Below are 19,761 nucleotides of genomic sequence, written 5' to 3' on the forward strand. Positions count from 1 at the left end.
TTAGAACTCCAATCCGGCTTCACGCGCGGCAGTCGCCAACGCCTTGACGCGACCGTGGAACAGGAAGCCACCGCGATCGAACACGACCTGCGTCACGCCCGCCGCCTTGCTGGCCTCGGCGATGCGGGTGCCGACGGCCACTGCTGCGTCGATGTTGGCGCCGGACGTGTCGCGCACGTCCTTTTCCAGCGTCGAAGCAGCTGCGATCGTCACGCCCTGCGCGTCGTCGATAATCTGCGCATAGATGTGGCGGCCCGAGCGATGGATCGACAGCCGCGGACGGCCCGATCCACGCGCGCGGAGCGCGGTGCGGTTGCGGCGGCGCCGCTTCTCGAAGAGAGACATACCCTTGGTCGACATTACTTCTTCTTCCCTTCCTTGCGGAAGATGAACTCGCCGTCGTACTTGATGCCCTTGCCCTTATACGGCTCGGGCTTGCGCCAGCGACGGATTTCAGCGGCCAGCTGGCCGACCTTCTGCTTGTCGGAACCCGAAATCTCGACCGTCGTGTTGTCCGGGGTCTTGACTTCGATCCCTTCCGGCACGTCGATGTTGACGTCGTGGCTGTAGCCGAGCTTGAGGTTCAGCGTCTTGCCCTGAACCGCAGCGCGGTAGCCCACGCCGTTGATCAGCAGCTTCTTGGTGAAGCCGTCCGACACGCCGGTGATGAGGTTCTGCACCAGCGTGCGCTGCATGCCCCAAAATGCGCGAGCGCGCTTGGTCTCATTGGCCGGGTTGACGGCGATGCCGCCATCTTCAAGCACATAGCTGATCTCTTCGCGCAGCGGCATGGCGAGGGTGCCCTTGGGGCCCTTCACGCTGAGCTGCTGGCCTTCGATCGTCGCGGTCACGCCGCTCGGGATCGTGACCGGCTTTTTACCGATGCGGCTCATCAGAACACCTCCGCGAGGACTTCGCCGCCGACATTCTGTTCGCGCGCTTCGGCGTCGGACAGAACGCCGCGAGGCGTGGAGACGATCGTGATGCCAAGGCCATTCATGACCCGCGGCAGTTCGGTCGAAGCCGAATAGACGCGACGGCCAGGCTTGGACACGCGAGCGACGTGCTTGATCGCGGGCTGGCCCTCGAAATACTTCAGCTCGATGCGGATGCCGGCCGCAGGGCCCATCTGCTCTTCGGTGTAGCCACGAATGTAGCCCTCGCGCTGGAGCACGTCGAGCACGCGGGCCCGCAGCTTGGAGCCCGGCGTCAGGACGGAGTCCTTGCGCGCGCGCTGGCCGTTGCGGATGCGGGTGAGCATATCACCCAGGGGATCGGTCAATGCCATCTGTTGATCCTTACCAGCTCGACTTCGTAACGCCCGGGATCAGGCCCTTGTTGGCCAGATCGCGCAGCTGAATACGGCAGAGGCGGAACTTGCGATAATATGCGCGCGGACGACCGGTCAGCTCGCAGCGGTTGCGGATGCGCGTCGGGTTCCCGTTGCGGGGGATCTCAGCCATCTTGAGACGGGCTTCGATCCGCTCGCCGTCGCTGAGCGTCGTGTCGGCGGCAATCGCCTTCAGCGCCGCGTACTTCGGGGCGTACTTCTTGACCAGCATCTTGCGACGCTCGTTCTTGTTGACAGAACTTACCTTCGCCATCTTATGCCGCCTTCTTTTCGGTGTCAGCGTCTTCGATCGGGAACGGGAAACCGAACAGACGGAGCAGCTCGCGCGCTTCCTCGTCGGTCTTCGCCGTGGTCGCCACGATCACGTCCAGGCCGCGGATCTTGTCGATCCGGTCATAGCTGATTTCCGGGAACACCAGCTGTTCCTTCAGGCCGCAGGCATAGTTGCCGCGTCCGTCGAACGACTTGGGGTTGAGCCCGCGGAAATCGCGAACGCGGGGAAGCGCGATCGTGATGAAACGGTCCAGGAATTCGTACATGCGCTCACGGCGAAGGGTAACCTTCACGCCGATCGGCATGCCTTCGCGCAGCTTGAACTGTGCAATCGACTTCTTGGCCTTGGTCACGACGGGCTTCTGCCCTGCGATCAATTCCATTTCGCCAAAGGCCTGGTCGACCTTCTTCTTGTCCTGCGTGGCTTCGCCAACGCCCATGTTCAGCACGATCTTGTCGATGCGCGGAACTTCCATGGCGTTCTTGTAGCCGAACTTTTCGGTCATCGCCTTGACGATCTTGTCGTCATAGATGCCCTTCATCCGGGGCTTGTAAGCTGCATCAGCCATCGATCTTGTCTCCGGTCTTGACCGCAACACGGACTTTCTTGCCGTCCTGGGTCTCGAAACGAACGCGCGTGGGCTTGCCGTCGGCGGTCACGTGGGCGACCTTGGAGACGTGCAGCGGCGCTTCGGCGCGCTTCAGGCCACCCTGCGGGTCACCCTGGCTCGGCTTTACGTGGCGAACGGCAACGTTGACGCCCGAAACGACGACCTTGCCGTCCTTCGGAAGTGCCAGCGTGACTTCACCGGTCTTGCCCTTGTCCTTGCCGGACAGAACGATGACGCGGTCGCCCTTCTTGATCTTTGCGGTCGCCATTACAGCACCTCCGGCGCGAGACTGATGATCTTCATGTGCTTCTTGCCGCGCAGTTCGCGAACCACTGGGCCAAAGATACGGGTGCCGATCGGCTCCTCGTTCTTGTTGACCAGCACGGCTGCGTTCGAATCGAAGCGGATCACCGACCCATCGGCGCGGCGAATGTCCTTCGCCGTACGCACGATGACGGCACGGTGCACGTCGCCCTTCTTCACGCGGCCGCGCGGTGCGGCCTCCTTCACGCTGACGACGATGATGTCGCCAACGCCTGCAACACGACGCTTGGACCCGCCAAGCACCTTGATGCACATAACCCGCTTCGCGCCGCTATTGTCAGCGACCTCGAGATTGGATTGCATCTGGATCATAGATCCGCTTCCTTCTCATCTGGGGCCGATACCGACCGGACCCCGCCTCGATCAATGGAGCCGCGCGAACGCGGCACCGCTCTTATGCGTCGACGTCGACCCGGTCCGGCGTCGCGTGGGTGTTGACCCGATCGATCACCTTCCAGGTCTTCAGCTTGGAAATCGGCGCGGTCTCTTCGATCCGCACGGTCTCACCCTGCTTGAACTCATTGCCCTCGTCATGGGCATGATACTTCTTCGTACGGCGGATGATCTTGCCATAGAGCGCGTGCTTAACCTTACGCTCCACGTTCACGACCACCGTCTTGTCGCCCTTGTCGGAGACGATCAGCCCCGTCAGCACGCGCTTTGGCATGTCTAAATCCTTACTTTGCCGCAGTGTCGCGCGAACGCGCGGACTGCAGGGTCTTGATGCGAGCGATGTCGCGACGGACTTCCTTGACCCGGCTCGGCTTTTCGAGCTGGTTGGTCGCGGCCTGGAAACGGAGGTTGAACGCCTCGCGCTTCAGGTTGCCGAGCTCTTCGCCCAGCTGGTCCTCGGTCTTCGCCTTGAGGTCGGAGCGACGCGTGTCGATCTTCGCCATGTTATGCAACTCCCAGATGCGAGGTGTCGCCGAGACGGGCAACGACCTTCACCTTGATCGGCAGCTTCATCGCTGCACGGCTGAACGCCATGGCCGCGATGTCGCCCGGAACGCCGTCCAGTTCGAACAGGATACGGCCGGGCTTGACGCGGGCTGCCCAATATTCCGGCGAACCCTTGCCCTTACCCATGCGGACTTCGGCGGGCTTGCCCGAGACGGGAACGTCCGGGAAAACGCGGATCCACAAACGGCCCTGGCGCTTGATGTGACGCGTGATCGCGCGGCGAGCCGCCTCGATCTGGCGTGCGGTGAGACGATCCGGCTCCATCGCCTTCAGGCCGTACGACCCGAAGTTGAGCGTGGTGCCACCCTTGGCGTCGCCATGGATGCGGCCCTTGAAGGCCTTGCGGAACTTGGTCTTTTTCGGTTGCAGCATGATCTATTCCTTAGCGGCGCGGATCAGGCCGGACGCCGGAAGTCTGCGCTTCCATCATCAGCCGGTCGGTCGCCATCGGGTCATGACCCAGGATTTCGCCCTTGAAGATCCAGACCTTCACGCCGCACACGCCGTAAGCGGTGTGTGCAGTCGCTTCAGCGTAATCAACGTTCGCGCGCAGCGTGTGGAGCGGCACGCGACCTTCGCGATACCATTCCGAACGTGCGATCTCGGCGCCGCCAAGACGGCCACCGCAGTTGATCCGGATGCCCTCGGCGCCCAGACGCATCGCCGACTGCACCGCACGCTTCATGGCGCGGCGGAAAGCGATACGACGCTCGAGCTGATCGGCGATGCCCTGTGCAACCAGCTTGCTGTCGACTTCCGGCTTGCGGATTTCGACGATGTTCAGGCTGACGTCGGACGTCGTCATCTTGCCGAGCGTACGGCGCAGCTTTTCGATGTCCGCACCCTTCTTGCCGATGATGACACCGGGACGGGCAGCGAAGATCGAAACGCGGCACAGCTTGGCCGGACGATCGATGACCACCTTGGAGATCGCAGCCTGCGGCAGCGTCTTCAGGATGTACGCACGCATCTTGAGATCTTCGAGCAGAAGACGGCCGTAATCGGCGCCCTCGGCATACCAGCGGCTATCCCAGGTGCGGTTGATCTGCAGGCGCAGACCGATCGGGTTCGATTTCTGACCCATTATGCTTCTTCCTGCTCGCGCACGACGATGCGCAGACGGCTGAACGGCTTGAGGATGCGCGTCGACTTGCCACGACCGCGGGTCGCGAAGCGCTTCATCACGATCGACTTGCCAACCGAAGCCTCTGCGACGACGAGCGAGTCGACGTCGAGATTGTGGTTGTTCTCGGCGTTGGCGATGGCCGAAGCCAGCACCTTGCGCGCGTCAACCGCCATGCCCTTGGTCGAGAACTGCAGGATGTTCATCGCATCGCCGACCTTCTTGCCGCGGATCAATGCCGCAACGAGGCCGAGCTTCTGCGCGGAACCACGGATCTGCGTGCCGACCGACAGCGCCTCGTTATCCGCCACGCGGCGGGGAGCTTTTGCCTTAGCCATTAGCGCTTGCCCTTCTTGTCCGCGGCATGGCCGGGGAAATAGCGCGTCGGCGCGAACTCGCCGAGCTTCATGCCCACCATGTCCTCGTTGACAGAAACCGGCACGAACTTGCGGCCGTTATAGACGCTGAAGGTCAGGCCAACGAACTGCGGCAGGATCGTCGAGCGGCGCGACCATGTCTTGATCGCACCACGCGCGTTGGTTTCCTGCGCGGTTTCTGCCTTCTTCAGCAGGTGAAGGTCCACGAACGGACCCTTCCAGACGGAACGAGCCATCGTTTAGCCCTTCTTCTTGGCGTGACGGCTGCGGATAATCATCTTGTCCGTCGCCTTGTTATGACGGGTGCGCGCACCCTTGGTCGGCTTGCCCCACGGGGTAACCGGATGACGGCCGCCCGAGGTCCGGCCTTCACCACCGCCGTGCGGATGGTCGACCGGGTTCTTGGCGACGCCGCGCGTCAGCGGGCGGATGCCCAACCAGCGATTGCGACCCGCCTTGGCGAGGTTGGTGTTGCCGTTGTCGGGGTTCGAAACCGCGCCAACCGTCGCCATGCAATTGGCGTGGATGTAACGCTGCTCGCCCGAGTTGAGGCGGACCATGACCATGCCCTTGTCGCGACCGACGACCTGCACATAGGTGCCGGCCGACCGTGCGAGCTGACCGCCCTTGCCCGGCTTCATCTCGACGTTGTGGACGATCGTGCCAACCGGCATCTGGCCCAGTTCCATCGCGTTGCCCGGCTTCACGTCGGTCTTCTTGTCCGCGATCACCTTGTCGCCAACCGCGAGGCGCTGCGGCGCAATGATGTACGCGACGTTTTCCTTGCCATCGGCGGTCTGACCATAATTGATCAGCGCGATGAAGGCGGTGCGGTTGGGATCATATTCGATCCGCTCGACCACGCCATCGACGCCCCAGTTACGGCGCTTGAAGTCGATGATGCGGTAGCGCTGCTTGTGGCCGCCGGCGATGCCGCGCGAGGTCACATGGCCCTTGTTGTTGCGCCCACCGGTCTTGCGCTTGCCTTCGGTCAGCGCCTTGACGGGGCCGCCCTTGTGCAGGCCGGAACGGTCGACGAGGATGAGTCCGCGTCGTGCCGGGCTGGTCGGATTATAATGCTTCAATGCCATCGGATCAGATCCCCGTCGTCACGTCGATGGACTGGCCGTCCTTCAACGTCACGATCGCCTTCTTGATGTCGGAGCGGGTGTAGGGCGCGCCCTTCCACTTCTTGGTCTTGCCCTTCTGGACGATCGTGTTCACGCCCAGGACGGTCACGTCGAACAGCGCCTCGACTGCAGCCTTGATCTGCGGCTTGGTCGCGTCGTTGGTGACCTTGAAGACGACCGCGTTATGCTCGCTGAGCAAAGTGGCCTTTTCGGTGATGTGCGGTGCGACGATCACGTCATAATGACGCGCGTCGATCGCGGCTTTCTGCTTAGCCATTGAAGCGCGCCTCCAGCATTTCGACGGCAGCGCGGGTCAGGACCAGCGTGTCGTGCTTAAGGATGTCATAGACGTTGGCACCAGCCGCCGGCATCACGTTGATCGTGTGCAGGTTGCCCGCTGCCAGCGCGAAGCTGGTCTCGACCGCTGCGCCGTCAATGACGAGCGCGGTCTTGCCCGTGCCGAGCTTTGCCCAATCCGCGATCAGCGTCTTGGTCTTGCTCTCGGCGACCGTCAGGCTGTCCATGACAACCAGCGTGCCTGCCTGAGCGTGGCTCGACAGCGCCATCTTCAGACCGAGCGCGCGAACCTTCTTGTTCAGGCCGGGGTTGAAGTCGCGGGTCCGCTGACCGTGCGCCTTACCACCGCCGACGAAGATCGGAGCGCGGCGATCGCCGTGACGCGCCGTACCGCCGCCCTTCTGGCGACCGAACTTCTTACCGGTGCGAGCAACGTCAGCACGCTCACGCGTGCCGCTTGCGGTCGCGCGACGCTTTTCGAGCTGCCAGGTGACAACGCGGTGCAGGATGTCGGCGCGCGGATCGAGGCCGAAGACCTCGTCGTTGAGCTCGATGTCCGCGCCTGCGGTGTCGGCGAAGGATTGAACCTTGACCTTCATGTTCAGCCCTCCTGGCCGTCGGTCGCGTCCACGGTCGCGACGTCAGCAGGCGTCTCGGCGGGAGCGGTGTCGTTGTTGTTGGCGACCTGCTTCAGGCCGGCGGGATACGGCGCATCAGCGTGACGCGCGACCTTCACCGAATCCTTGACGAGCAACCAGCCACCCTTCGAGCCAGGGACCGAGCCCTTGACGAAGATGAGGCCACGCTCGACGTCGGTCGAAACGATTTCGAGATTTTGCTGGGTGCGGTTCTTGTCGCCCATGTGCCCGGCCATCTTCTTGTTCTTGAAGACCTTGCCCGGATCCTGGCGCTGACCGGTCGAACCCAGCGAGCGGTGCGAGACCGAAACGCCGTGCGTTGCGCGCAGACCGCCGAAGCCCCAACGCTTCATACCGCCCTGGAAGCCCTTACCCTGGGTCACGCCCTGGATATCGACGATCTGGCCAGCGACATAATGGTCGGCCGAGATGGTCGCGCCGACTTCGAGCAGCGCATCTTCGCTCACGCGGAATTCGGCGAGCTTCGCCTTGGGCTCAACTTCGGCCTTGCCGAAATGGCCACGCTGCGGCTTGGCAACGTTCTTTGCTTTTGCGGTACCCGCGCCCAACTGGACTGCGACATACCCATCACGATCGGCCTCGCGAACGGCCACAACTTGCAGATTTTCCAGCGCCAGAACGGTCACGGGCACATGGCGCCCATCGTCCTGGAACCAGCGGGTCATCCCCATCTTTTTCGCGATCACGCCAGTGCGCATGATCAATGCTCCATTCAATGCAGAGGCACCCCTCGGACCATTCCGAAGGGTGCGTACTCAGCCCAAACTTTATTTTATACTGCGGCCCCGACCCGGGCTGGTGCTCCCCGCGTTGGCGGTGGAGCGTGTCGGGGGACGCAGACCCGGGCAAGCCCGGCGGTATCCCGTCTATTTGGCCCCGAATCCGGGGCCGAATCTCTCGGAAGAGCGGCCTTTAGGCCAGCTTGATCTCGACGTCAACGCCTGCGGCGAGGTCGAGCTTCATAAGCGCGTCGACCGTCTGCGGGGTCGGCTGCACGATGTCGAGCATGCGCTTGTAGGTGCGGACTTCGAACTGCTCGCGCGACTTCTTGTCGATGTGCGGACCGCGGTTCACGGTGAACTTCTCGATGCGCGTCGGCAACGGAATGGGACCACGGATGAGAGCGCCGGTGCGGCGCGCGGTGTCGGCGATGTCGCCGGTCGCCTGATCGAGCACGCGATGATCGAACGCCTTGAGGCGGATGCGGATATTGCTGTCCATAGTCCCTACCGATGCGAAAGAGCGGGCCCCGTAGCGGGGCTCTTGCTGTTCAAAACCAAAACTGGAGGCGGGCCACTACAGCGGCCTCCATAAAATAGCAACAGCCCGCACCTCCCTTTGGAGGTGCGGGCTGTACTTTTCTTGTAACGCTTAGGCCGAGATGCCCGAGACGATGCCCGAACCAACGGTACGGCCGCCTTCGCGGATCGTGAAGCGCTGGCCAACGTCCATAGCGATCGGTGCGATCAGCTTGACGCCGAGCGCGATGTTGTCGCCAGGCATAACCATTTCGGTGCCCTCAGGCAGCTCGACGGTGCCGGTGACGTCCGTGGTGCGGAAGTAGAACTGCGGACGATAGTTGGCGAAGAACGGCGTGTGACGGCCACCTTCGTCCTTCGACAGCACGTACACTTCCGACTGGAAGTCGGTGTGCGGCTTGATCGAGCCGGGCTTGCAGAGCACCTGACCACGCTCGACTTCTTCACGGCCAACGCCGCGGATCAGCGCGCCGATGTTGTCGCCTGCCTGGCCCTGGTCGAGCAGCTTGCGGAACATTTCGACGCCCGTGACGGTGGTCTTGCGGGTGTCGTTGATGCCGACGATCTCGACTTCTTCGCCAACCTTGACGACGCCGGTCTCGACGCGGCCGGTGACAACCGTACCACGACCCGAGATCGAGAACACGTCTTCGATCGGCATCATGAACGGCTTGTCGAGCGGACGCTCGGGCTGCGGCAGGTACGTGTCGACAGCCTGCATCAGCTTGAGGACGGCGTCATGGCCGATCTCGGGCTGCTTGTCTTCGAGCGCGCAAACGGCCGAACCCTGGATGACCGGGATGTTGTCGCCGTCGAAATCATACGACGAGAGCAGTTCGCGGATTTCCAGCTCGACCAGCTCGAGGATCTCGGGATCGTCGACCAGATCGACCTTGTTCATGAACACGACCATCGTCGGCACGCCGACCTGGCGGGCGAGCAGGATGTGCTCGCGGGTCTGCGGCATCGGGCCGTCGGTCGCCGAAACGACGAGGATCGCGCCGTCCATCTGCGCCGCACCGGTGATCATGTTCTTCACATAGTCGGCGTGGCCCGGGCAATCGACGTGCGCATAGTGACGCTCGGTCGTCTCATACTCGACGTGTGCGGTCGAGATGGTGATGCCGCGCTCGCGCTCCTCGGGAGCCTTGTCGATGTTGGCATAGCTGGTGAACGTCGCACCGCCGGTTTCCGCGAGCACCTTGGTGATCGCAGCCGTGAGCGAGGTCTTGCCGTGATCGACGTGGCCGATCGTGCCGATGTTGAGGTGCGGCTTGGTCCGCTCAAACTTTGCTTTTGCCATTTTTCCTACCTTATTGATCGTTTTCGGTTCGCCACAGCGCCACGCGAAGGGGGCCCCATAGCGGGAGTTTTCAGGTTACGCCAGCCCTAGCACCGGGCGGGGTGCCTTACGCCAGCTTCGCCTTAACTTCGTCGGCAACGTTGGCGGGGACTTCGTCATAATGCGAGAACTGCATGCTGTACTGCGCGCGCCCCTGCGTGAACGACCGCAGCTGGTTGACGTAGCCGAACATGTTGGCCAGCGGCACCATCGCCTCGACCGTCTGCGCATTGCCGCGGCTGTCGGTGCCCTGGATCTGGCCACGACGGCTGTTCATGTCGCCGATAACGTCACCCAGATAATCTTCCGGGGTCACGACCTCGACCTTCATGATCGGCTCAAGCAGCTTGATACCCGCCTTCTGCGCGGCTTCACGCATGCAACCACGGGCGCAGATTTCGAACGCCAGCGCGCTCGAGTCGACGTCGTGATACTTGCCGTCGGTCAGCTCCACCGAGAAGTCGATGATCGGGAAGCCGATCAGCGATCCGGTCTCGGCGGTCTCGCGCATGCCCTTTTCGACCGAAGGAATATATTCCTTCGGGACGTTGCCGCCCTTCACCGAATCGATGAACACGAAACCCGAACCACGCTCGCCCGGCGTCAGCTTGACGCGAACTTCTGCGAACTGGCCCGAACCACCCGACTGCTTCTTGTGGGTGTAGGTCAGCTCGACCGGCTTTGCGAGATACTCGCGATACGCCACCTGCGGCGCACCGACATTCGCCTCGACCTTGAACTCACGCTTCATGCGGTCGACCAGGATTTCGAGATGGAGCTCGCCCATGCCCTTGATGATGGTCTGGCCGCTCTCGGCATCCGACGACACGCGGAACGAAGGATCCTCGCGCGACAGGCGATTGAGCGCGATGCCCATCTTTTCCTGGTCGGCCTTGGTCTTCGGCTCCACCGACAGCTCGATCACGGGCTCGGGGAATTCCATCCGCTCGAGGATGATCGGCGCGTTGGAGGCGCAGAGCGTGTCCCCGGTGGTCGTGTCCTTCAGCCCCGCCAGAGCGACGATGTCGCCGGCATAGGCCACCTGAATGTCCTCACGGTCGTTCGCATGCATCAGCAGCATGCGGCCAACCTTTTCCTTCTTGTCCTTGACCGAGTTGGTGACCTGCGACGCGGTCTCCAACTTGCCCGAATAGATGCGGGCGAAGGTCAGCGTACCCACGAACGGATCGTTCATGATCTTGAACGCCAGCGCCGAGAACGGCGCATTGTCGTCGGCCGGACGCGAATCGGGGGTCTCGCCGTCGAGCTTGAGGCCCTGGATGGCAGGAACGTCGAGCGGGCTCGGCAGGTAATCGACCACGGCGTCGAGCAAGGGCTGCACGCCCTTGTTCTTGAACGCCGAGCCGCACAGCACGGGCACGAACGAGAAGCTGAGCGTGCCCTTGCGGATCAGCGCCTTAAGCTGCTCGGTCGTCGGCTCGGTGCCTTCGAGATACGCTTCCATCAGGTCGTCGTCTTGCTCGACGGCCATTTCGATCAGCTCGCTGCGCGCGGTCGCGGCAGCGTCAGCCATGTCGGCGGGAATGTCCTGATATTCGAACTTCGCGCCCAGCGACTCTTCGAGCCAGATGATCGCGCGGTTCTCGACCAGGTCGACCAGACCCTTGAAATCGCTCTCAAGGCCGATCGGGAGATACAGCACCGCCGGACGCGCGCCGAGACGATCCTTGATCATCTCCACGCAACGGTCGAACGAGGCACCGGTACGGTCGAGCTTGTTGACAAAGCACATCCGCGGAACCTTGTACTTGTCCGCCTGGCGCCACACCGTCTCCGACTGCGGCTCAACACCGGCAACGCCGTCGAAGCACGCAACCGCGCCATCGAGCACGCGCAGCGAACGCTCGACTTCAATCGTGAAGTCGACGTGGCCGGGGGTGTCGATGATGTTGATGCGATGGTCGTTCCAGAAGCACGTCGTAGCAGCCGACGTGATCGTGATCCCGCGCTCCTGCTCCTGCTCCATCCAATCCATCGTCGCGGTGCCTTCATGCACTTCGCCGATCTTGTAGGACTTGCCGGTGTAATACAGGATACGCTCGGTCGTCGTCGTCTTACCGGCGTCGATATGCGCCATGATGCCGATATTGCGGTACATGTTCAACGGATGGCTGCGGGCCATGATACGTCACTCCTGGTGCCTGTGCGGCAGTCAAAATTCTGAAAGGTGCACTCTCAACACCGTTCGGGCCAAGCCTTCGAAGGCCCTGCCCTATCTTCCGAGGAAGTGCAGCCCTTCGACAAGCTCAGGGCGAACGGTAATGAGGGCGAAGGTATATCCCTTCGCCCTCATATAGTCTTTACCAGCGATAATGCGAGAAGGCGCGGTTGGCTTCCGCCATCCGGTGCGTGTCTTCGCGCTTCTTCACGGCATTGCCACGGTTGTTCGCGGCATCCATCAGCTCGCCCGACAGGCGTGCCGACATGGTGTTTTCGCTGCGCGAACGCGCAGCGGCGATCAGCCAGCGGATCGCCAGGGCCTGGGCGCGCTCGGGGCGCACTTCGACCGGGACCTGATAGGTCGCACCGCCGACGCGGCGGCTGCGGACTTCGATGCCGGGCTTCACGTTGGTGAGCGCGTCATGGAAAACCGCGACGGGATCCTTCTTCGCACGGGCTTCGACGGTTTCCATCGCGCCGTACACGATCAGTTCCGCGACGGACTTCTTGCCGTCAAGCATCACCGAATTCATGAACTTCGAGAGGACCTCATCACCGTACTTAGGATCGGGGAGGATGATACGCTTTTCTGGGCGACGACGACGTGCCATTTCAATTTTTCCTTCTAAACTTCAGCCATCTGGGATCGGCTATAGGCCGACCGGCTTACTTCGGACGCTTGGCGCCGTACTTGGAACGCGACTGGCGACGATCCTTCACACCCTGTGTATCGAGCACGCCGCGCAGAACGTGGTAGCGCACACCGGGAAGATCGCGAACGCGACCGCCGCGGATCAGCACGACCGAGTGCTCCTGCAGGTTGTGGCCCTCACCGGGGATGTAGCTGATGACTTCGCGGCTGTTGGTCAGGCGGACCTTGGCGACCTTGCGCAATGCGGAGTTCGGCTTCTTCGGGGTCGTCGTGTAGACGCGGGTGCAAACGCCGCGCTTCTGCGGGTTCTGCTCCATTGCAGGGACCTTGGACTTGGCCTTCTGCGGATCGCGGCCCTTGCGGACCAACTGGTTGATCGTCGGCATTGAATCTCTTCACCTTGACTGTTGGTTACTTTGCTGGAGCCATCACGCCCCCCCGAACAAAATGGGGAATACAAAAAGGGCCATTGGGCGTGAAACCACCCCCTGGGCCCTGGAATGCATCCAGCAATGTTCAAGCACTGTCCCGGAGCAAGCCCCGGTCAAGCGGAGGTGCGCATACAGCGCCTTGGGGGCGGGGTCAACTGAGTCGCTCGCGGTGAGCGGCGCACCAGCGCGCACTGTCGACAATCGCCCGCTCTGACCCTAGCCTCTCCGCATCTTTGGGAGAATGGCGATGCGGTGGCTGCGCCGGACGCATTTGGCAATGCTGGCGTTCGTGACGCTGCTCGTGCTCGCCCCCTCTGTCACACCCGCTGCGTTTGCGTCCGCACTTGCGCCGGTCGAGCGCACCGACCGACCGGCAATGCATGCGGTGATGCGAGATCTCTGTCATCGCGACGTCGCGGTTCTGGGGGAAGCCACGCACGCAGATGGGCATACCGAAGCCTTCAAGGTGGCGCTCGTCGAACGACTGGTCACACAATGCGGATTTCGCGCCGTCGTGTTCGAGGGCAGCCTCTACGAGTTCCTGGGTTTCAACCGCGCGAGGCGCGATGGCCGGGCGACCGAAGCGATGGTCGGCAACGCGGTCGGCGGACTCTGGAAGTTCGAGGCCGAGATCAAGCCGCTGACGCATTTCCTGTACACCGAGGCGATGGCTGGCCGGATCACGCTTGGCGGGATGGACGACCAATTGGGCGGTTTTGAGCAGCCGTTCGCGAACGAGACGATGGCGGCGCTGCTGACCCAAGGGTTACCGGTGGATCGCAGGACGGCCTGTGTCGAGGCTTTCCATCGACGCACGTACCTCGCCTTTGATGATGACCATCCAAATTCTCCAGACTTTAAGAACCGCATCGATGCATGTGCCATGGATATGCGCAGCGCGCTCTCCAAGCAGAACCTTGCCGAGGGAGAAACGGCCGAGCGGATCCAAATGCTCGACGGCATCGATCGTCAACTCGCGCGCGATCGCCTGTCATCCGAGGACTATGCGAAGGATCGGGATCGGGCGATGTATTACGCGTTCGCTCGCTTTTCCGCCAACCTGCCCAAACGCACCCGCATCATCGTCTGGACGCACAGCTTCCATGCCGCAAAGAGCCCGGCGATCCGCCCCGATCTAAACGGTGCCCCCACCTTCGGAACGCTCCTCCATCAAGCGTATGCGAGCCGCGCCTTCGCGCTCGCTTTTTCAGCGCGGGGCGGATCGTATCGCTGGAGCCGCAAGGAAAACCGACCAGTCCCGGCACCGCCGCCAGGTGCGCTGGAGCTGGCAGCACCAGGCGACCATCAGACCGCCTATCTCAACAGCGCAACCTTGCGCGCCCGAGACATCGCGCCCGCCGCGCCCGACTATCACACCTATCAATCAGCACGCTGGGCAGACATTTACGACGGACTCGTTGTCTTTGCCGAGGAGCATCCGCCGCACAGTAGCCGCGTCTATCCCGCGCCTTAGGGTGGGCAGGTCGGACTGGTTCAAGATCTATAGATTTTCCGAGCGCTAGCTTCCGTTCAAACGACCAAATGCGAGCCCGCTACCGAGACCACTCAGCTCGAAGCCAATGATCGGGTCGCAAGCCAATCCTTCAGCGCGAGCCAGTGGTTTGCTCCAGCTTCGACAAGCAGGGTTTGGCCGGGCTGCGCGTGCGCCTCGATCAGGCTCGTGAGGTTGAGGTTTCGGCGATAGCTGAGATCCTTTACCACCCGACTGCCGATGCCCTTCCCGCACGGCGTGCCATTTGCCGGATCGTATTGCTCGCCATAGGCCTGGCGGTACCACGCCGCATAATCAAAGCTCGCAACCGGCGCGACCGTGGCCGCGTAGCGCACTTGCCGCTCCACCGAGCTTGCGGCGCTCTCGCGGTCAAAAGGGTTTACCTTCGACCGTAACAAATGCGCGCCGAGCGCATCGGCGATGGCGACCTTATCTTCGACGAGGACCTTATAATCCTGATCCGGGCTGAAATCCCAGCCGGAGAAGTGTGCACCGCTGTCCAGCGCCAGCTTTACGGCGTACAGATTCTCCGATGCAGCACCGCCGTCCGTTCGATGCCGTGCAAGGTTGGCGATATCCTTCAGATACCAGTCGAACCCGCTTTTGGCCGAAGACACGCCCTCGACCAAGACGAACCCTGGCCTGTAGTGCTCGACCGCCGCCTTGATCTGCCGGTGCGTCTCGTCTGTGATATCGTCGGTATGCTCCACCCCGACAAAGACGAGCTTGGCTCCATTTCGCAGGTGGTAGACATGGGTAAACGGCTTTGCCCATCCCGCAGGCGTCGTGCACATATCGTGCGATGCCGGTGCGGTCGCTGCTGCGCTTGAGTCGATCGTGGCGCTCGCCGCAACCGGGCTTAGTGCGGCGAGCCAAATAAGCGAAAGAGACACTACTCGCATCGTCGGCCCCTTCGAAGAGCTGGAACGTTACCACAGAATTAGACCTGCAATTGTGTCAGCATCGCGGCTCCCGCAAACCGCAGTCGCATCCGCCGCACGAGTGCGATACAGGACAGCGGTGACATACGATCTCCTCATCGTCGGCGGCGGTATCAACGGCTGTGCGATCGCGCGCGAGGCCAGCCTGCTTGGCCTCAAGGTCCTCCTGGTCGAGCGCGACGATCTCGCTGCGCACACCTCCTCGGCCTCGACCAAGCTGATCCATGGCGGCCTGCGCTATCTCGAATATTATGAGTTCAAGCTCGTCGCCGAGGCGCTGCGCGAGCGCGAGCGGCTGGTGAAGGCCGCGCCGCACATCATCCATCCGCTGCGCTTCGTCCTGCCGCACGAAAATGCGCTGCGGCCGTGGTGGATGGTACGGCTCGGCCTCTATCTCTATGATTTTCTGGGCGGCAAGATGACGCTGGCGCTCTCGCGCGGGCTGCGGCGGAGCGACACCGCCTTCACCGCGCCGCTCAAGGGTGCGGGCAAGGGCTTCGTCTATTCGGACGCGTTCGTCGATGATTCGCGGCTGACCGTGCTCAACGCGGTCGATGCCGCCGCCAACGGGGCCGAAATTGCGGTCGGCACCGCGCTCGAGTCGGCGCGGCGCGAGGGCGATGTCTGGCGTGCGACGCTGTCCGATGGACGCACCGTCACCGCCCGCGCGCTGGTCAATGCCGCCGGGCCGTGGGTGCATCAGTTGCTCGGCCGACTCGGCGTCAACGCCGCCTCGGGCGTGCGGCTGGTCAAGGGCAGCCACATCGTCGTGCCGCGCCTGTTCGAGGGCGACCACGCCTATATCCTGCAGCAGCCCGATGGCCGCATCGTCTTCGCCATCCCCTATCAGGGGGCCTTTACCGAGATCGGCACCACCGACATTCCGGTCGATGCCCCCGAAGACGCGCAGATCGACGCGGGCGAAATCGCTTATCTCTGCGAGGCAGTGAACCGCCATTTCGTCCGGCAGATCAGCCCCGCCGACGTCACCTCGACCTGGTCGGGCGTGCGCCCGCTCTATGACGATGGTGCGAGCGAAGCCAAGGCGGTGACGCGCGATTACGTGCTGGAGCTCGACACCAACGGCCCGACCTTGCTCTCCATCTTCGGCGGCAAGATCACGACGGCGCGGCATCTCGCCGAAGAGGCGTTGGGCAAGCTGTCGGGCCCGATGGGCTTCACCGCGCATCCGGTTACGCGGGCGCGGGTGTTTCCCGGCGGCGCGATTCCGGACTTTGCGCAGTTCCTGGCCCAGGTCCGCGCGCGGTGGCCTTTTCTGGGCGATGCGCAGTCGGAGCGCATGGCGCATGCTTACGGCTCGCGCCTCGCAGAAATGCTCGACGGCATCGACAATGAAGCCGCGCTCGGAGCAGATCTCGGCGGGGGCTTGACCGAGCTCGAGGCGCGCTGGCTGCACGATCGCGAATGGGCGCGCAGCACCGACGACGTCCTGCTCCGCCGCACCAAATTGGGGCTGCATCTGAGCGCGGCCGAGCGCACGCAGGTCGAGCGCTGGTGGACGGAAACTTTCCCGACCGCAGGCGGGAACGATGTCGATCACGGGCGAGTTACCGCAGCCTAGTCACACCACCATCCAAGCACAGCCGCTCCGTGCCCGCGCGTAGCGGCGGCGAAAGGATTTCGCATGACCACCACCACCCACGCCTTTGCCGCGCATGCCGCCGACGCGCCGCTCGCGCCCTTCTCGTTCGAACGCCGCGATCCTCAGCCCGACGACGTAGCGATCGACATCCTGTTCTGCGGCGTCTGCCATTCCGACCTGCACACCGTGCGCGGCGAATGGGGCGGCACGCTATACCCATGCGTGCCGGGGCATGAGATCGTCGGTCGCGTTACTGCGGTCGGCAGCAACGTCACCAAATTCGCGGTCGGCGACATCGCCGGGGTCGGCTGCATGGTCGACAGCTGCGGCCACTGCCCGTCCTGCACCGACGGCGAGGAGCAATATTGCGAGACGACCGGCTTTGTCGGCACCTATAACGGGCCCGATCCGGTGATGGGCGGCCACACCATGGGCGGCTATTCCGACCATATCGTGGTGAAGCAGGATTTCGTGCTGAAGGTGACGCATGACGAGGCCGATCTCGCCGCCGTCGCGCCGTTGCTGTGCGCCGGGATCACCACCTATTCGCCGCTGCACCACTGGAAAGTCGGGCCGGGGCAGAAGGTCGGCGTGGTTGGGCTGGGCGGGCTCGGCCATATGGGCGTCAAGATCGCCGCCGCGATGGGGGCCGAGGTCTATGTGTTCAGCACCTCCCCCAGCAAGCGCGACGATGCCAAGCGGCTCGGCGCGACCGACCTGATCGTGTCCAAGGACTCGGAAGCGATGGCCGCCCATGTCAACAGCTTCGACTTCATCCTCAACACCGTTGCTGCCGCGCACGATCTCAACCCGTTCCTCGCGCTGCTCAAGCGCGACGGGACGATGACGCTGGTCGGCGTGCCCGAATCGCCGCATCCCGCGCCCGATGTCGGCCATCTCGTGTTCAAACGCCGCGCGCTTGCCGGATCGTTGATCGGCGGGATCAAGGAGACCCAGGACATGCTCGATTTCTGCCGCGAACATGGCCTGACCGCCGATATCGAGATGATCCGCATCCAGGATATCGACGCCGCTTATGACCGGATGGTGAAGAGCGACGTGAAATACCGCTTCGTCATCGACATGCAGTCGCTGAAGCAGGCGTAATTGCCTCGGGGGTCGGGGAAGCCTACAGCGCTTTGCCTTATGGTTCACCCTGCCCCCATCACAGTCGCCGCGCTCTATCGCTTCGCCCGCTTCCCCGATCCCGCCGCCATCCGCGCGCCGCTGCTGGCGCTCTGCGAAGCGCAGGGTATCAAGGGCACTCTGCTGCTCGCGCGCGAGGGCATTAACGGTACGATCGCCGGGTCGGACGCGGGCATCGCCGCTGTCATTGCGCACATCCGCACCCTGCCCGACTGCTCAGGCATCGTGGTCAAATACAGCCATGCCGCGACGATGCCGTTCCATCGCCTCAAGGTCCGTCTCAAGCGCGAGATCGTGACGATGGGGGAGCCCGATATCGATCCGCTGCAAGGTGTCGGTCATTATGTGAAACCCGCCGACTGGAATGCGCTGATCGACGATCCCGACACAATCGTGATCGACACGCGCAATGCCTATGAGGTGAAGGTCGGCACCTTCGCCCGCGCGATCGACCCGGCGACCGAGAGCTTCCGCGACTTTCCCGCCTGGGTGCGCGACCACCGCACGGAGTTGGAGGGCAAGAAGGTCGCGATGTTCTGCACCGGCGGCATCCGCTGTGAGAAATCGACCGCTTTCCTCAAGGCCGAGGGGCTGGACGACGTCTTCCATCTCGAAGGCGGCATCCTGAAATATCTCGAAGAGGTGCCAGAAACCGAAAGCCGCTGGCACGGCGAATGCTTCGTGTTCGATGAGCGCGTTGCGGTCGGCCACGGCCTCGCGCTCGGCACCCATGAACTGTGCCGCGCCTGCCGTATGCCGGTCAGCCCCGCCGACCGCGCCTCACCGCTGTATGAGGAAGGCGTCGCCTGCCCCGCTTGCCACGCCACCCGCGATGCGCAGGCGCGCGCGAGCTATGCCGAGCGCCACCGCCAGGTAAAACTCGCCGAGGCGCGCGGCGAGGCACATGTCGGCGCGCGCTTCACGCCCGATCTTGCGAAAAGTTGAAATTCACCGGCTTTGTGGTGTCGGCGTTCCCGTCGAACGCAAAGCTCGCATAGGGGCCGTTGCGCTCAACCCAGTGCAGGAAGAGATGCGCCGACCAGCCATTGGCATTGGGCGTCATCCGCCCGTGCCGATGCTCGACGCCGCGATAGAGCACCGCGTCGCCCGGCTCCATCGTCAGCGAGACATAGCGCTTGCCGCCAAAGTCGGGTCCAACCGCCGCACTCGGGCCATCGAGCCGGTCGGTGCCGACCTCCAGATCCCACGGCACGCCGTCGCTATAATCGAGCGTCAGCGACAGGCTGTGCTCGCACGCCTGCCGATCACTATGCACGCGCAGGATATCGCCTTCGCGGTAGATCCGGAAATAATCATAGGTCGGCAGCAAATCGCGACCCGTCAGCGCGCGGACCGTCGGCGTGAGCCCCCACAGCATCCCCAGCATGGGCGGGTAATGATAGCCATAAACCTCGACCGCATCGCCTTTCAGCAGCGGCGACGCGCGAGTGTGGCGCTCGATCGGAGCCCCACCCTGCGCAAGATCGGCCTTCATTTGCCGCAGGAACGCCGTCGCGACGTCGCGCGGCAGCAGGCCTTTGATCAGTGCATAGCCATCGCGCGCATAGCTGCCGTGAACGTCCATCAT

General features: G+C 63.1%; 28 protein-coding genes. 4 read left to right on the forward strand and 24 right to left on the reverse strand.

All coding sequences use genetic code 11. The annotated features are described in order from the left end of the window. The 22 genes from rplR to rpsL all read right to left on the reverse strand — a co-directional run bounded on the left by rplR (window position 1) and on the right by rpsL (window position 12,925). Window positions 1-360 (reverse strand): 50S ribosomal protein L18, encoded by a 360-nt coding sequence (gene rplR / locus ACP7BL_RS05360; protein WP_033964929.1) that lies wholly within the window; start codon window positions 358-360, stop codon window positions 1-3. Further along, a complete protein-coding gene (gene rplF / locus ACP7BL_RS05365; RefSeq protein ID WP_010403714.1) occupies window positions 360-893 on the reverse strand; it encodes a 50S ribosomal protein L6 in 534 nt (177 codons plus the stop codon). Before rplF ends, rplR begins: the two co-directional genes overlap by 1 nt. Then, window positions 893-1,288, reverse strand: coding sequence for a 30S ribosomal protein S8 (rpsH, locus tag ACP7BL_RS05370; protein ID WP_033964930.1), 396 nt, complete (start codon window positions 1,286-1,288; stop codon window positions 893-895). The genes rplF and rpsH overlap by 1 nt, the downstream gene beginning before the upstream one ends. A gap of 10 nt (window positions 1,289-1,298) precedes the next feature. Next, window positions 1,299-1,604: a 30S ribosomal protein S14 gene (gene rpsN, locus ACP7BL_RS05375; RefSeq protein ID WP_033964931.1), complete on the reverse strand. Its 306-nt coding sequence runs from the start codon at window positions 1,602-1,604 to the stop codon at window positions 1,299-1,301. A 1-nt stretch (window position 1,605) separates the two neighbouring features. After that, a complete protein-coding gene (rplE, locus tag ACP7BL_RS05380; RefSeq protein ID WP_010403719.1) occupies window positions 1,606-2,193 on the reverse strand; it encodes a 50S ribosomal protein L5 in 588 nt (195 codons plus the stop codon). Then, window positions 2,186-2,503: a 50S ribosomal protein L24 gene (rplX, locus tag ACP7BL_RS05385; RefSeq protein ID WP_033964933.1), complete on the reverse strand. Its 318-nt coding sequence runs from the start codon at window positions 2,501-2,503 to the stop codon at window positions 2,186-2,188. The genes rplE and rplX overlap by 8 nt, the downstream gene beginning before the upstream one ends. Further along, complete coding sequence (gene rplN / locus ACP7BL_RS05390) at window positions 2,503-2,871, reverse strand: 50S ribosomal protein L14 (protein WP_010403723.1); 369 nt, start codon at window positions 2,869-2,871, stop codon at window positions 2,503-2,505. The genes rplX and rplN overlap by 1 nt, the downstream gene beginning before the upstream one ends. Window positions 2,872-2,953: 82 nt before the next feature. Continuing rightward, on the reverse strand, window positions 2,954-3,226 hold the full coding sequence (gene rpsQ, locus ACP7BL_RS05395) for a 30S ribosomal protein S17 (protein WP_010403725.1): 273 nt from the start codon (window positions 3,224-3,226) through the stop codon (window positions 2,954-2,956). Between the two features lie 10 nt (window positions 3,227-3,236). Then, window positions 3,237-3,455: a 50S ribosomal protein L29 gene (gene rpmC / locus ACP7BL_RS05400; protein ID WP_010403727.1), complete on the reverse strand. Its 219-nt coding sequence runs from the start codon at window positions 3,453-3,455 to the stop codon at window positions 3,237-3,239. Window position 3,456: 1 nt separating this feature from the next. Continuing rightward, window positions 3,457-3,891 carry a 50S ribosomal protein L16 gene (rplP, locus tag ACP7BL_RS05405; protein ID WP_010164579.1) on the reverse strand — a complete coding sequence of 145 codons (435 nt, stop codon included), beginning with the start codon at window positions 3,889-3,891 and terminating at the stop codon, window positions 3,457-3,459. A 10-nt stretch (window positions 3,892-3,901) separates the two neighbouring features. Continuing rightward, the gene (gene rpsC / locus ACP7BL_RS05410) at window positions 3,902-4,603 is read right to left on the reverse strand and encodes a 30S ribosomal protein S3 (RefSeq protein WP_010403730.1); all 702 of its coding nucleotides are present in this window, start codon (window positions 4,601-4,603) and stop codon (window positions 3,902-3,904) included. Further along, window positions 4,603-4,980 (reverse strand): 50S ribosomal protein L22, encoded by a 378-nt coding sequence (gene rplV / locus ACP7BL_RS05415; RefSeq protein ID WP_010403732.1) that lies wholly within the window; start codon window positions 4,978-4,980, stop codon window positions 4,603-4,605. The genes rpsC and rplV overlap by 1 nt, the downstream gene beginning before the upstream one ends. Further along, window positions 4,980-5,255 (reverse strand): 30S ribosomal protein S19, encoded by a 276-nt coding sequence (gene rpsS, locus ACP7BL_RS05420; RefSeq protein WP_010164582.1) that lies wholly within the window; start codon window positions 5,253-5,255, stop codon window positions 4,980-4,982. Before rpsS ends, rplV begins: the two co-directional genes overlap by 1 nt. Window positions 5,256-5,258: 3 nt before the next feature. Beyond that, window positions 5,259-6,110: a 50S ribosomal protein L2 gene (gene rplB / locus ACP7BL_RS05425; RefSeq protein ID WP_010403733.1), complete on the reverse strand. Its 852-nt coding sequence runs from the start codon at window positions 6,108-6,110 to the stop codon at window positions 5,259-5,261. Window positions 6,111-6,114: 4 nt separating this feature from the next. Continuing rightward, complete coding sequence (locus tag ACP7BL_RS05430; RefSeq protein WP_010403734.1) at window positions 6,115-6,426, reverse strand: 50S ribosomal protein L23; 312 nt, start codon at window positions 6,424-6,426, stop codon at window positions 6,115-6,117. After that, window positions 6,419-7,045 (reverse strand): 50S ribosomal protein L4, encoded by a 627-nt coding sequence (gene rplD, locus ACP7BL_RS05435; RefSeq protein WP_033964934.1) that lies wholly within the window; start codon window positions 7,043-7,045, stop codon window positions 6,419-6,421. Before rplD ends, ACP7BL_RS05430 begins: the two co-directional genes overlap by 8 nt. A gap of 2 nt (window positions 7,046-7,047) precedes the next feature. Further along, the gene (rplC, locus tag ACP7BL_RS05440) at window positions 7,048-7,803 is read right to left on the reverse strand and encodes a 50S ribosomal protein L3 (protein WP_010403739.1); all 756 of its coding nucleotides are present in this window, start codon (window positions 7,801-7,803) and stop codon (window positions 7,048-7,050) included. A gap of 214 nt (window positions 7,804-8,017) precedes the next feature. Continuing rightward, on the reverse strand, window positions 8,018-8,326 hold the full coding sequence (gene rpsJ, locus ACP7BL_RS05445) for a 30S ribosomal protein S10 (RefSeq protein WP_007406109.1): 309 nt from the start codon (window positions 8,324-8,326) through the stop codon (window positions 8,018-8,020). A gap of 150 nt (window positions 8,327-8,476) precedes the next feature. Continuing rightward, entirely contained in the window at window positions 8,477-9,667 is a 1,191-nt protein-coding gene (tuf, locus tag ACP7BL_RS05450) for an elongation factor Tu (RefSeq protein WP_033964937.1), read from the reverse strand. Window positions 9,668-9,773: 106 nt separating this feature from the next. Further along, the gene (fusA, locus tag ACP7BL_RS05455) at window positions 9,774-11,849 is read right to left on the reverse strand and encodes an elongation factor G (RefSeq protein ID WP_033964941.1); all 2,076 of its coding nucleotides are present in this window, start codon (window positions 11,847-11,849) and stop codon (window positions 9,774-9,776) included. Between the two features lie 178 nt (window positions 11,850-12,027). Further along, window positions 12,028-12,498 carry a 30S ribosomal protein S7 gene (gene rpsG, locus ACP7BL_RS05460; protein WP_426257805.1) on the reverse strand — a complete coding sequence of 157 codons (471 nt, stop codon included), beginning with the start codon at window positions 12,496-12,498 and terminating at the stop codon, window positions 12,028-12,030. A 55-nt stretch (window positions 12,499-12,553) separates the two neighbouring features. Continuing rightward, a complete protein-coding gene (rpsL, locus tag ACP7BL_RS05465; protein WP_010185487.1) occupies window positions 12,554-12,925 on the reverse strand; it encodes a 30S ribosomal protein S12 in 372 nt (123 codons plus the stop codon). Between the two features lie 292 nt (window positions 12,926-13,217). On the opposite strand from rpsL, the gene ACP7BL_RS05470 reads away from it, so the two are divergent. After that, complete coding sequence (locus ACP7BL_RS05470) at window positions 13,218-14,444, forward strand: erythromycin esterase family protein (protein WP_426257806.1); 1,227 nt, start codon at window positions 13,218-13,220, stop codon at window positions 14,442-14,444. 92 nt (window positions 14,445-14,536) lie between these two features. Here ACP7BL_RS05470 and ACP7BL_RS05475 read toward each other — a convergent pair whose 3' ends face one another. Further along, window positions 14,537-15,385: a hypothetical protein gene (locus ACP7BL_RS05475; protein WP_426257807.1), complete on the reverse strand. Its 849-nt coding sequence runs from the start codon at window positions 15,383-15,385 to the stop codon at window positions 14,537-14,539. A gap of 118 nt (window positions 15,386-15,503) precedes the next feature. Between ACP7BL_RS05475 and glpD the strand changes: the two genes are divergently transcribed. The 3 genes from glpD to ACP7BL_RS05490 all read left to right on the forward strand — a co-directional run bounded on the left by glpD (window position 15,504) and on the right by ACP7BL_RS05490 (window position 19,118). Next, on the forward strand, window positions 15,504-17,006 hold the full coding sequence (glpD, locus tag ACP7BL_RS05480; RefSeq protein WP_426257808.1) for a glycerol-3-phosphate dehydrogenase: 1,503 nt from the start codon (window positions 15,504-15,506) through the stop codon (window positions 17,004-17,006). Between the two features lie 63 nt (window positions 17,007-17,069). Then, window positions 17,070-18,134, forward strand: a complete 1,065-nt coding sequence (locus ACP7BL_RS05485; RefSeq protein ID WP_126847109.1) for an NAD(P)-dependent alcohol dehydrogenase — start codon at window positions 17,070-17,072, stop codon at window positions 18,132-18,134. Between the two features lie 39 nt (window positions 18,135-18,173). Next, window positions 18,174-19,118 carry a rhodanese-related sulfurtransferase gene (locus tag ACP7BL_RS05490; RefSeq protein ID WP_426257809.1) on the forward strand — a complete coding sequence of 315 codons (945 nt, stop codon included), beginning with the start codon at window positions 18,174-18,176 and terminating at the stop codon, window positions 19,116-19,118. Here the strand turns inward: ACP7BL_RS05490 and ACP7BL_RS05495 are convergent. Further along, the gene (locus ACP7BL_RS05495) at window positions 19,093-19,761 is read right to left on the reverse strand and encodes a hypothetical protein (RefSeq protein WP_426257810.1); all 669 of its coding nucleotides are present in this window, start codon (window positions 19,759-19,761) and stop codon (window positions 19,093-19,095) included. The genes ACP7BL_RS05490 and ACP7BL_RS05495 overlap by 26 nt on opposite strands.

Origin of the sequence: Sphingomonas sp. DC1600-2 (assembly GCF_049897605.1) — a bacterium.
GTDB lineage: Bacteria > Pseudomonadota > Alphaproteobacteria > Sphingomonadales > Sphingomonadaceae > Sphingomonas.

Excerpts from the sequence above, each read along its gene's own strand:
- rplR (WP_033964929.1), bottom strand. The coding sequence starts at position 360 with ATGTCGACCAAGGGTATGTCTCTCTTCGAGAAGCGGCGCCGCCGCAAC.
- rplF (WP_010403714.1), bottom strand. The coding sequence starts at position 893 with ATGAGCCGCATCGGTAAAAAGCCGGTCACGATCCCGAGCGGCGTGACC.
- rpsH (WP_033964930.1), bottom strand. The coding sequence starts at position 1,288 with ATGGCATTGACCGATCCCCTGGGTGATATGCTCACCCGCATCCGCAAC.
- rpsN (WP_033964931.1), bottom strand. The coding sequence starts at position 1,604 with ATGGCGAAGGTAAGTTCTGTCAACAAGAACGAGCGTCGCAAGATGCTG.
- rplE (WP_010403719.1), bottom strand. The coding sequence starts at position 2,193 with ATGGCTGATGCAGCTTACAAGCCCCGGATGAAGGGCATCTATGACGAC.
- rplX (WP_033964933.1), bottom strand. The coding sequence starts at position 2,503 with ATGGCGACCGCAAAGATCAAGAAGGGCGACCGCGTCATCGTTCTGTCC.
- rplN (WP_010403723.1), bottom strand. The coding sequence starts at position 2,871 with ATGATCCAGATGCAATCCAATCTCGAGGTCGCTGACAATAGCGGCGCG.
- rpsQ (WP_010403725.1), bottom strand. The coding sequence starts at position 3,226 with ATGCCAAAGCGCGTGCTGACGGGGCTGATCGTCTCCGACAAGGGCGAC.
- rpmC (WP_010403727.1), bottom strand. The coding sequence starts at position 3,455 with ATGGCGAAGATCGACACGCGTCGCTCCGACCTCAAGGCGAAGACCGAG.
- rplP (WP_010164579.1), bottom strand. The coding sequence starts at position 3,891 with ATGCTGCAACCGAAAAAGACCAAGTTCCGCAAGGCCTTCAAGGGCCGC.
- rpsC (WP_010403730.1), bottom strand. The coding sequence starts at position 4,603 with ATGGGTCAGAAATCGAACCCGATCGGTCTGCGCCTGCAGATCAACCGC.
- rplV (WP_010403732.1), bottom strand. The coding sequence starts at position 4,980 with ATGGCTAAGGCAAAAGCTCCCCGCCGCGTGGCGGATAACGAGGCGCTG.
- rpsS (WP_010164582.1), bottom strand. The coding sequence starts at position 5,255 with ATGGCTCGTTCCGTCTGGAAGGGTCCGTTCGTGGACCTTCACCTGCTG.
- rplB (WP_010403733.1), bottom strand. The coding sequence starts at position 6,110 with ATGGCATTGAAGCATTATAATCCGACCAGCCCGGCACGACGCGGACTC.
- ACP7BL_RS05430 (WP_010403734.1), bottom strand. The coding sequence starts at position 6,426 with ATGGCTAAGCAGAAAGCCGCGATCGACGCGCGTCATTATGACGTGATC.
- rplD (WP_033964934.1), bottom strand. The coding sequence starts at position 7,045 with ATGAAGGTCAAGGTTCAATCCTTCGCCGACACCGCAGGCGCGGACATC.
- rplC (WP_010403739.1), bottom strand. The coding sequence starts at position 7,803 with ATGCGCACTGGCGTGATCGCGAAAAAGATGGGGATGACCCGCTGGTTC.
- rpsJ (WP_007406109.1), bottom strand. The coding sequence starts at position 8,326 with ATGGACAGCAATATCCGCATCCGCCTCAAGGCGTTCGATCATCGCGTG.
- tuf (WP_033964937.1), bottom strand. The coding sequence starts at position 9,667 with ATGGCAAAAGCAAAGTTTGAGCGGACCAAGCCGCACCTCAACATCGGC.
- fusA (WP_033964941.1), bottom strand. The coding sequence starts at position 11,849 with ATGGCCCGCAGCCATCCGTTGAACATGTACCGCAATATCGGCATCATG.
- rpsG (WP_426257805.1), bottom strand. The coding sequence starts at position 12,498 with ATGGCACGTCGTCGTCGCCCAGAAAAGCGTATCATCCTCCCCGATCCT.
- rpsL (WP_010185487.1), bottom strand. The coding sequence starts at position 12,925 with ATGCCGACGATCAACCAGTTGGTCCGCAAGGGCCGCGATCCGCAGAAG.
- ACP7BL_RS05470 (WP_426257806.1), top strand. The coding sequence starts at position 13,218 with ATGCGGTGGCTGCGCCGGACGCATTTGGCAATGCTGGCGTTCGTGACG.
- ACP7BL_RS05475 (WP_426257807.1), bottom strand. The coding sequence starts at position 15,385 with ATGCGAGTAGTGTCTCTTTCGCTTATTTGGCTCGCCGCACTAAGCCCG.
- ACP7BL_RS05485 (WP_126847109.1), top strand. The coding sequence starts at position 17,070 with ATGACCACCACCACCCACGCCTTTGCCGCGCATGCCGCCGACGCGCCG.
- ACP7BL_RS05490 (WP_426257809.1), top strand. The coding sequence starts at position 18,174 with ATGGTTCACCCTGCCCCCATCACAGTCGCCGCGCTCTATCGCTTCGCC.
- ACP7BL_RS05495 (WP_426257810.1), bottom strand. The coding sequence starts at position 19,761 with ATGATGGACGTTCACGGCAGCTATGCGCGCGATGGCTATGCACTGATC.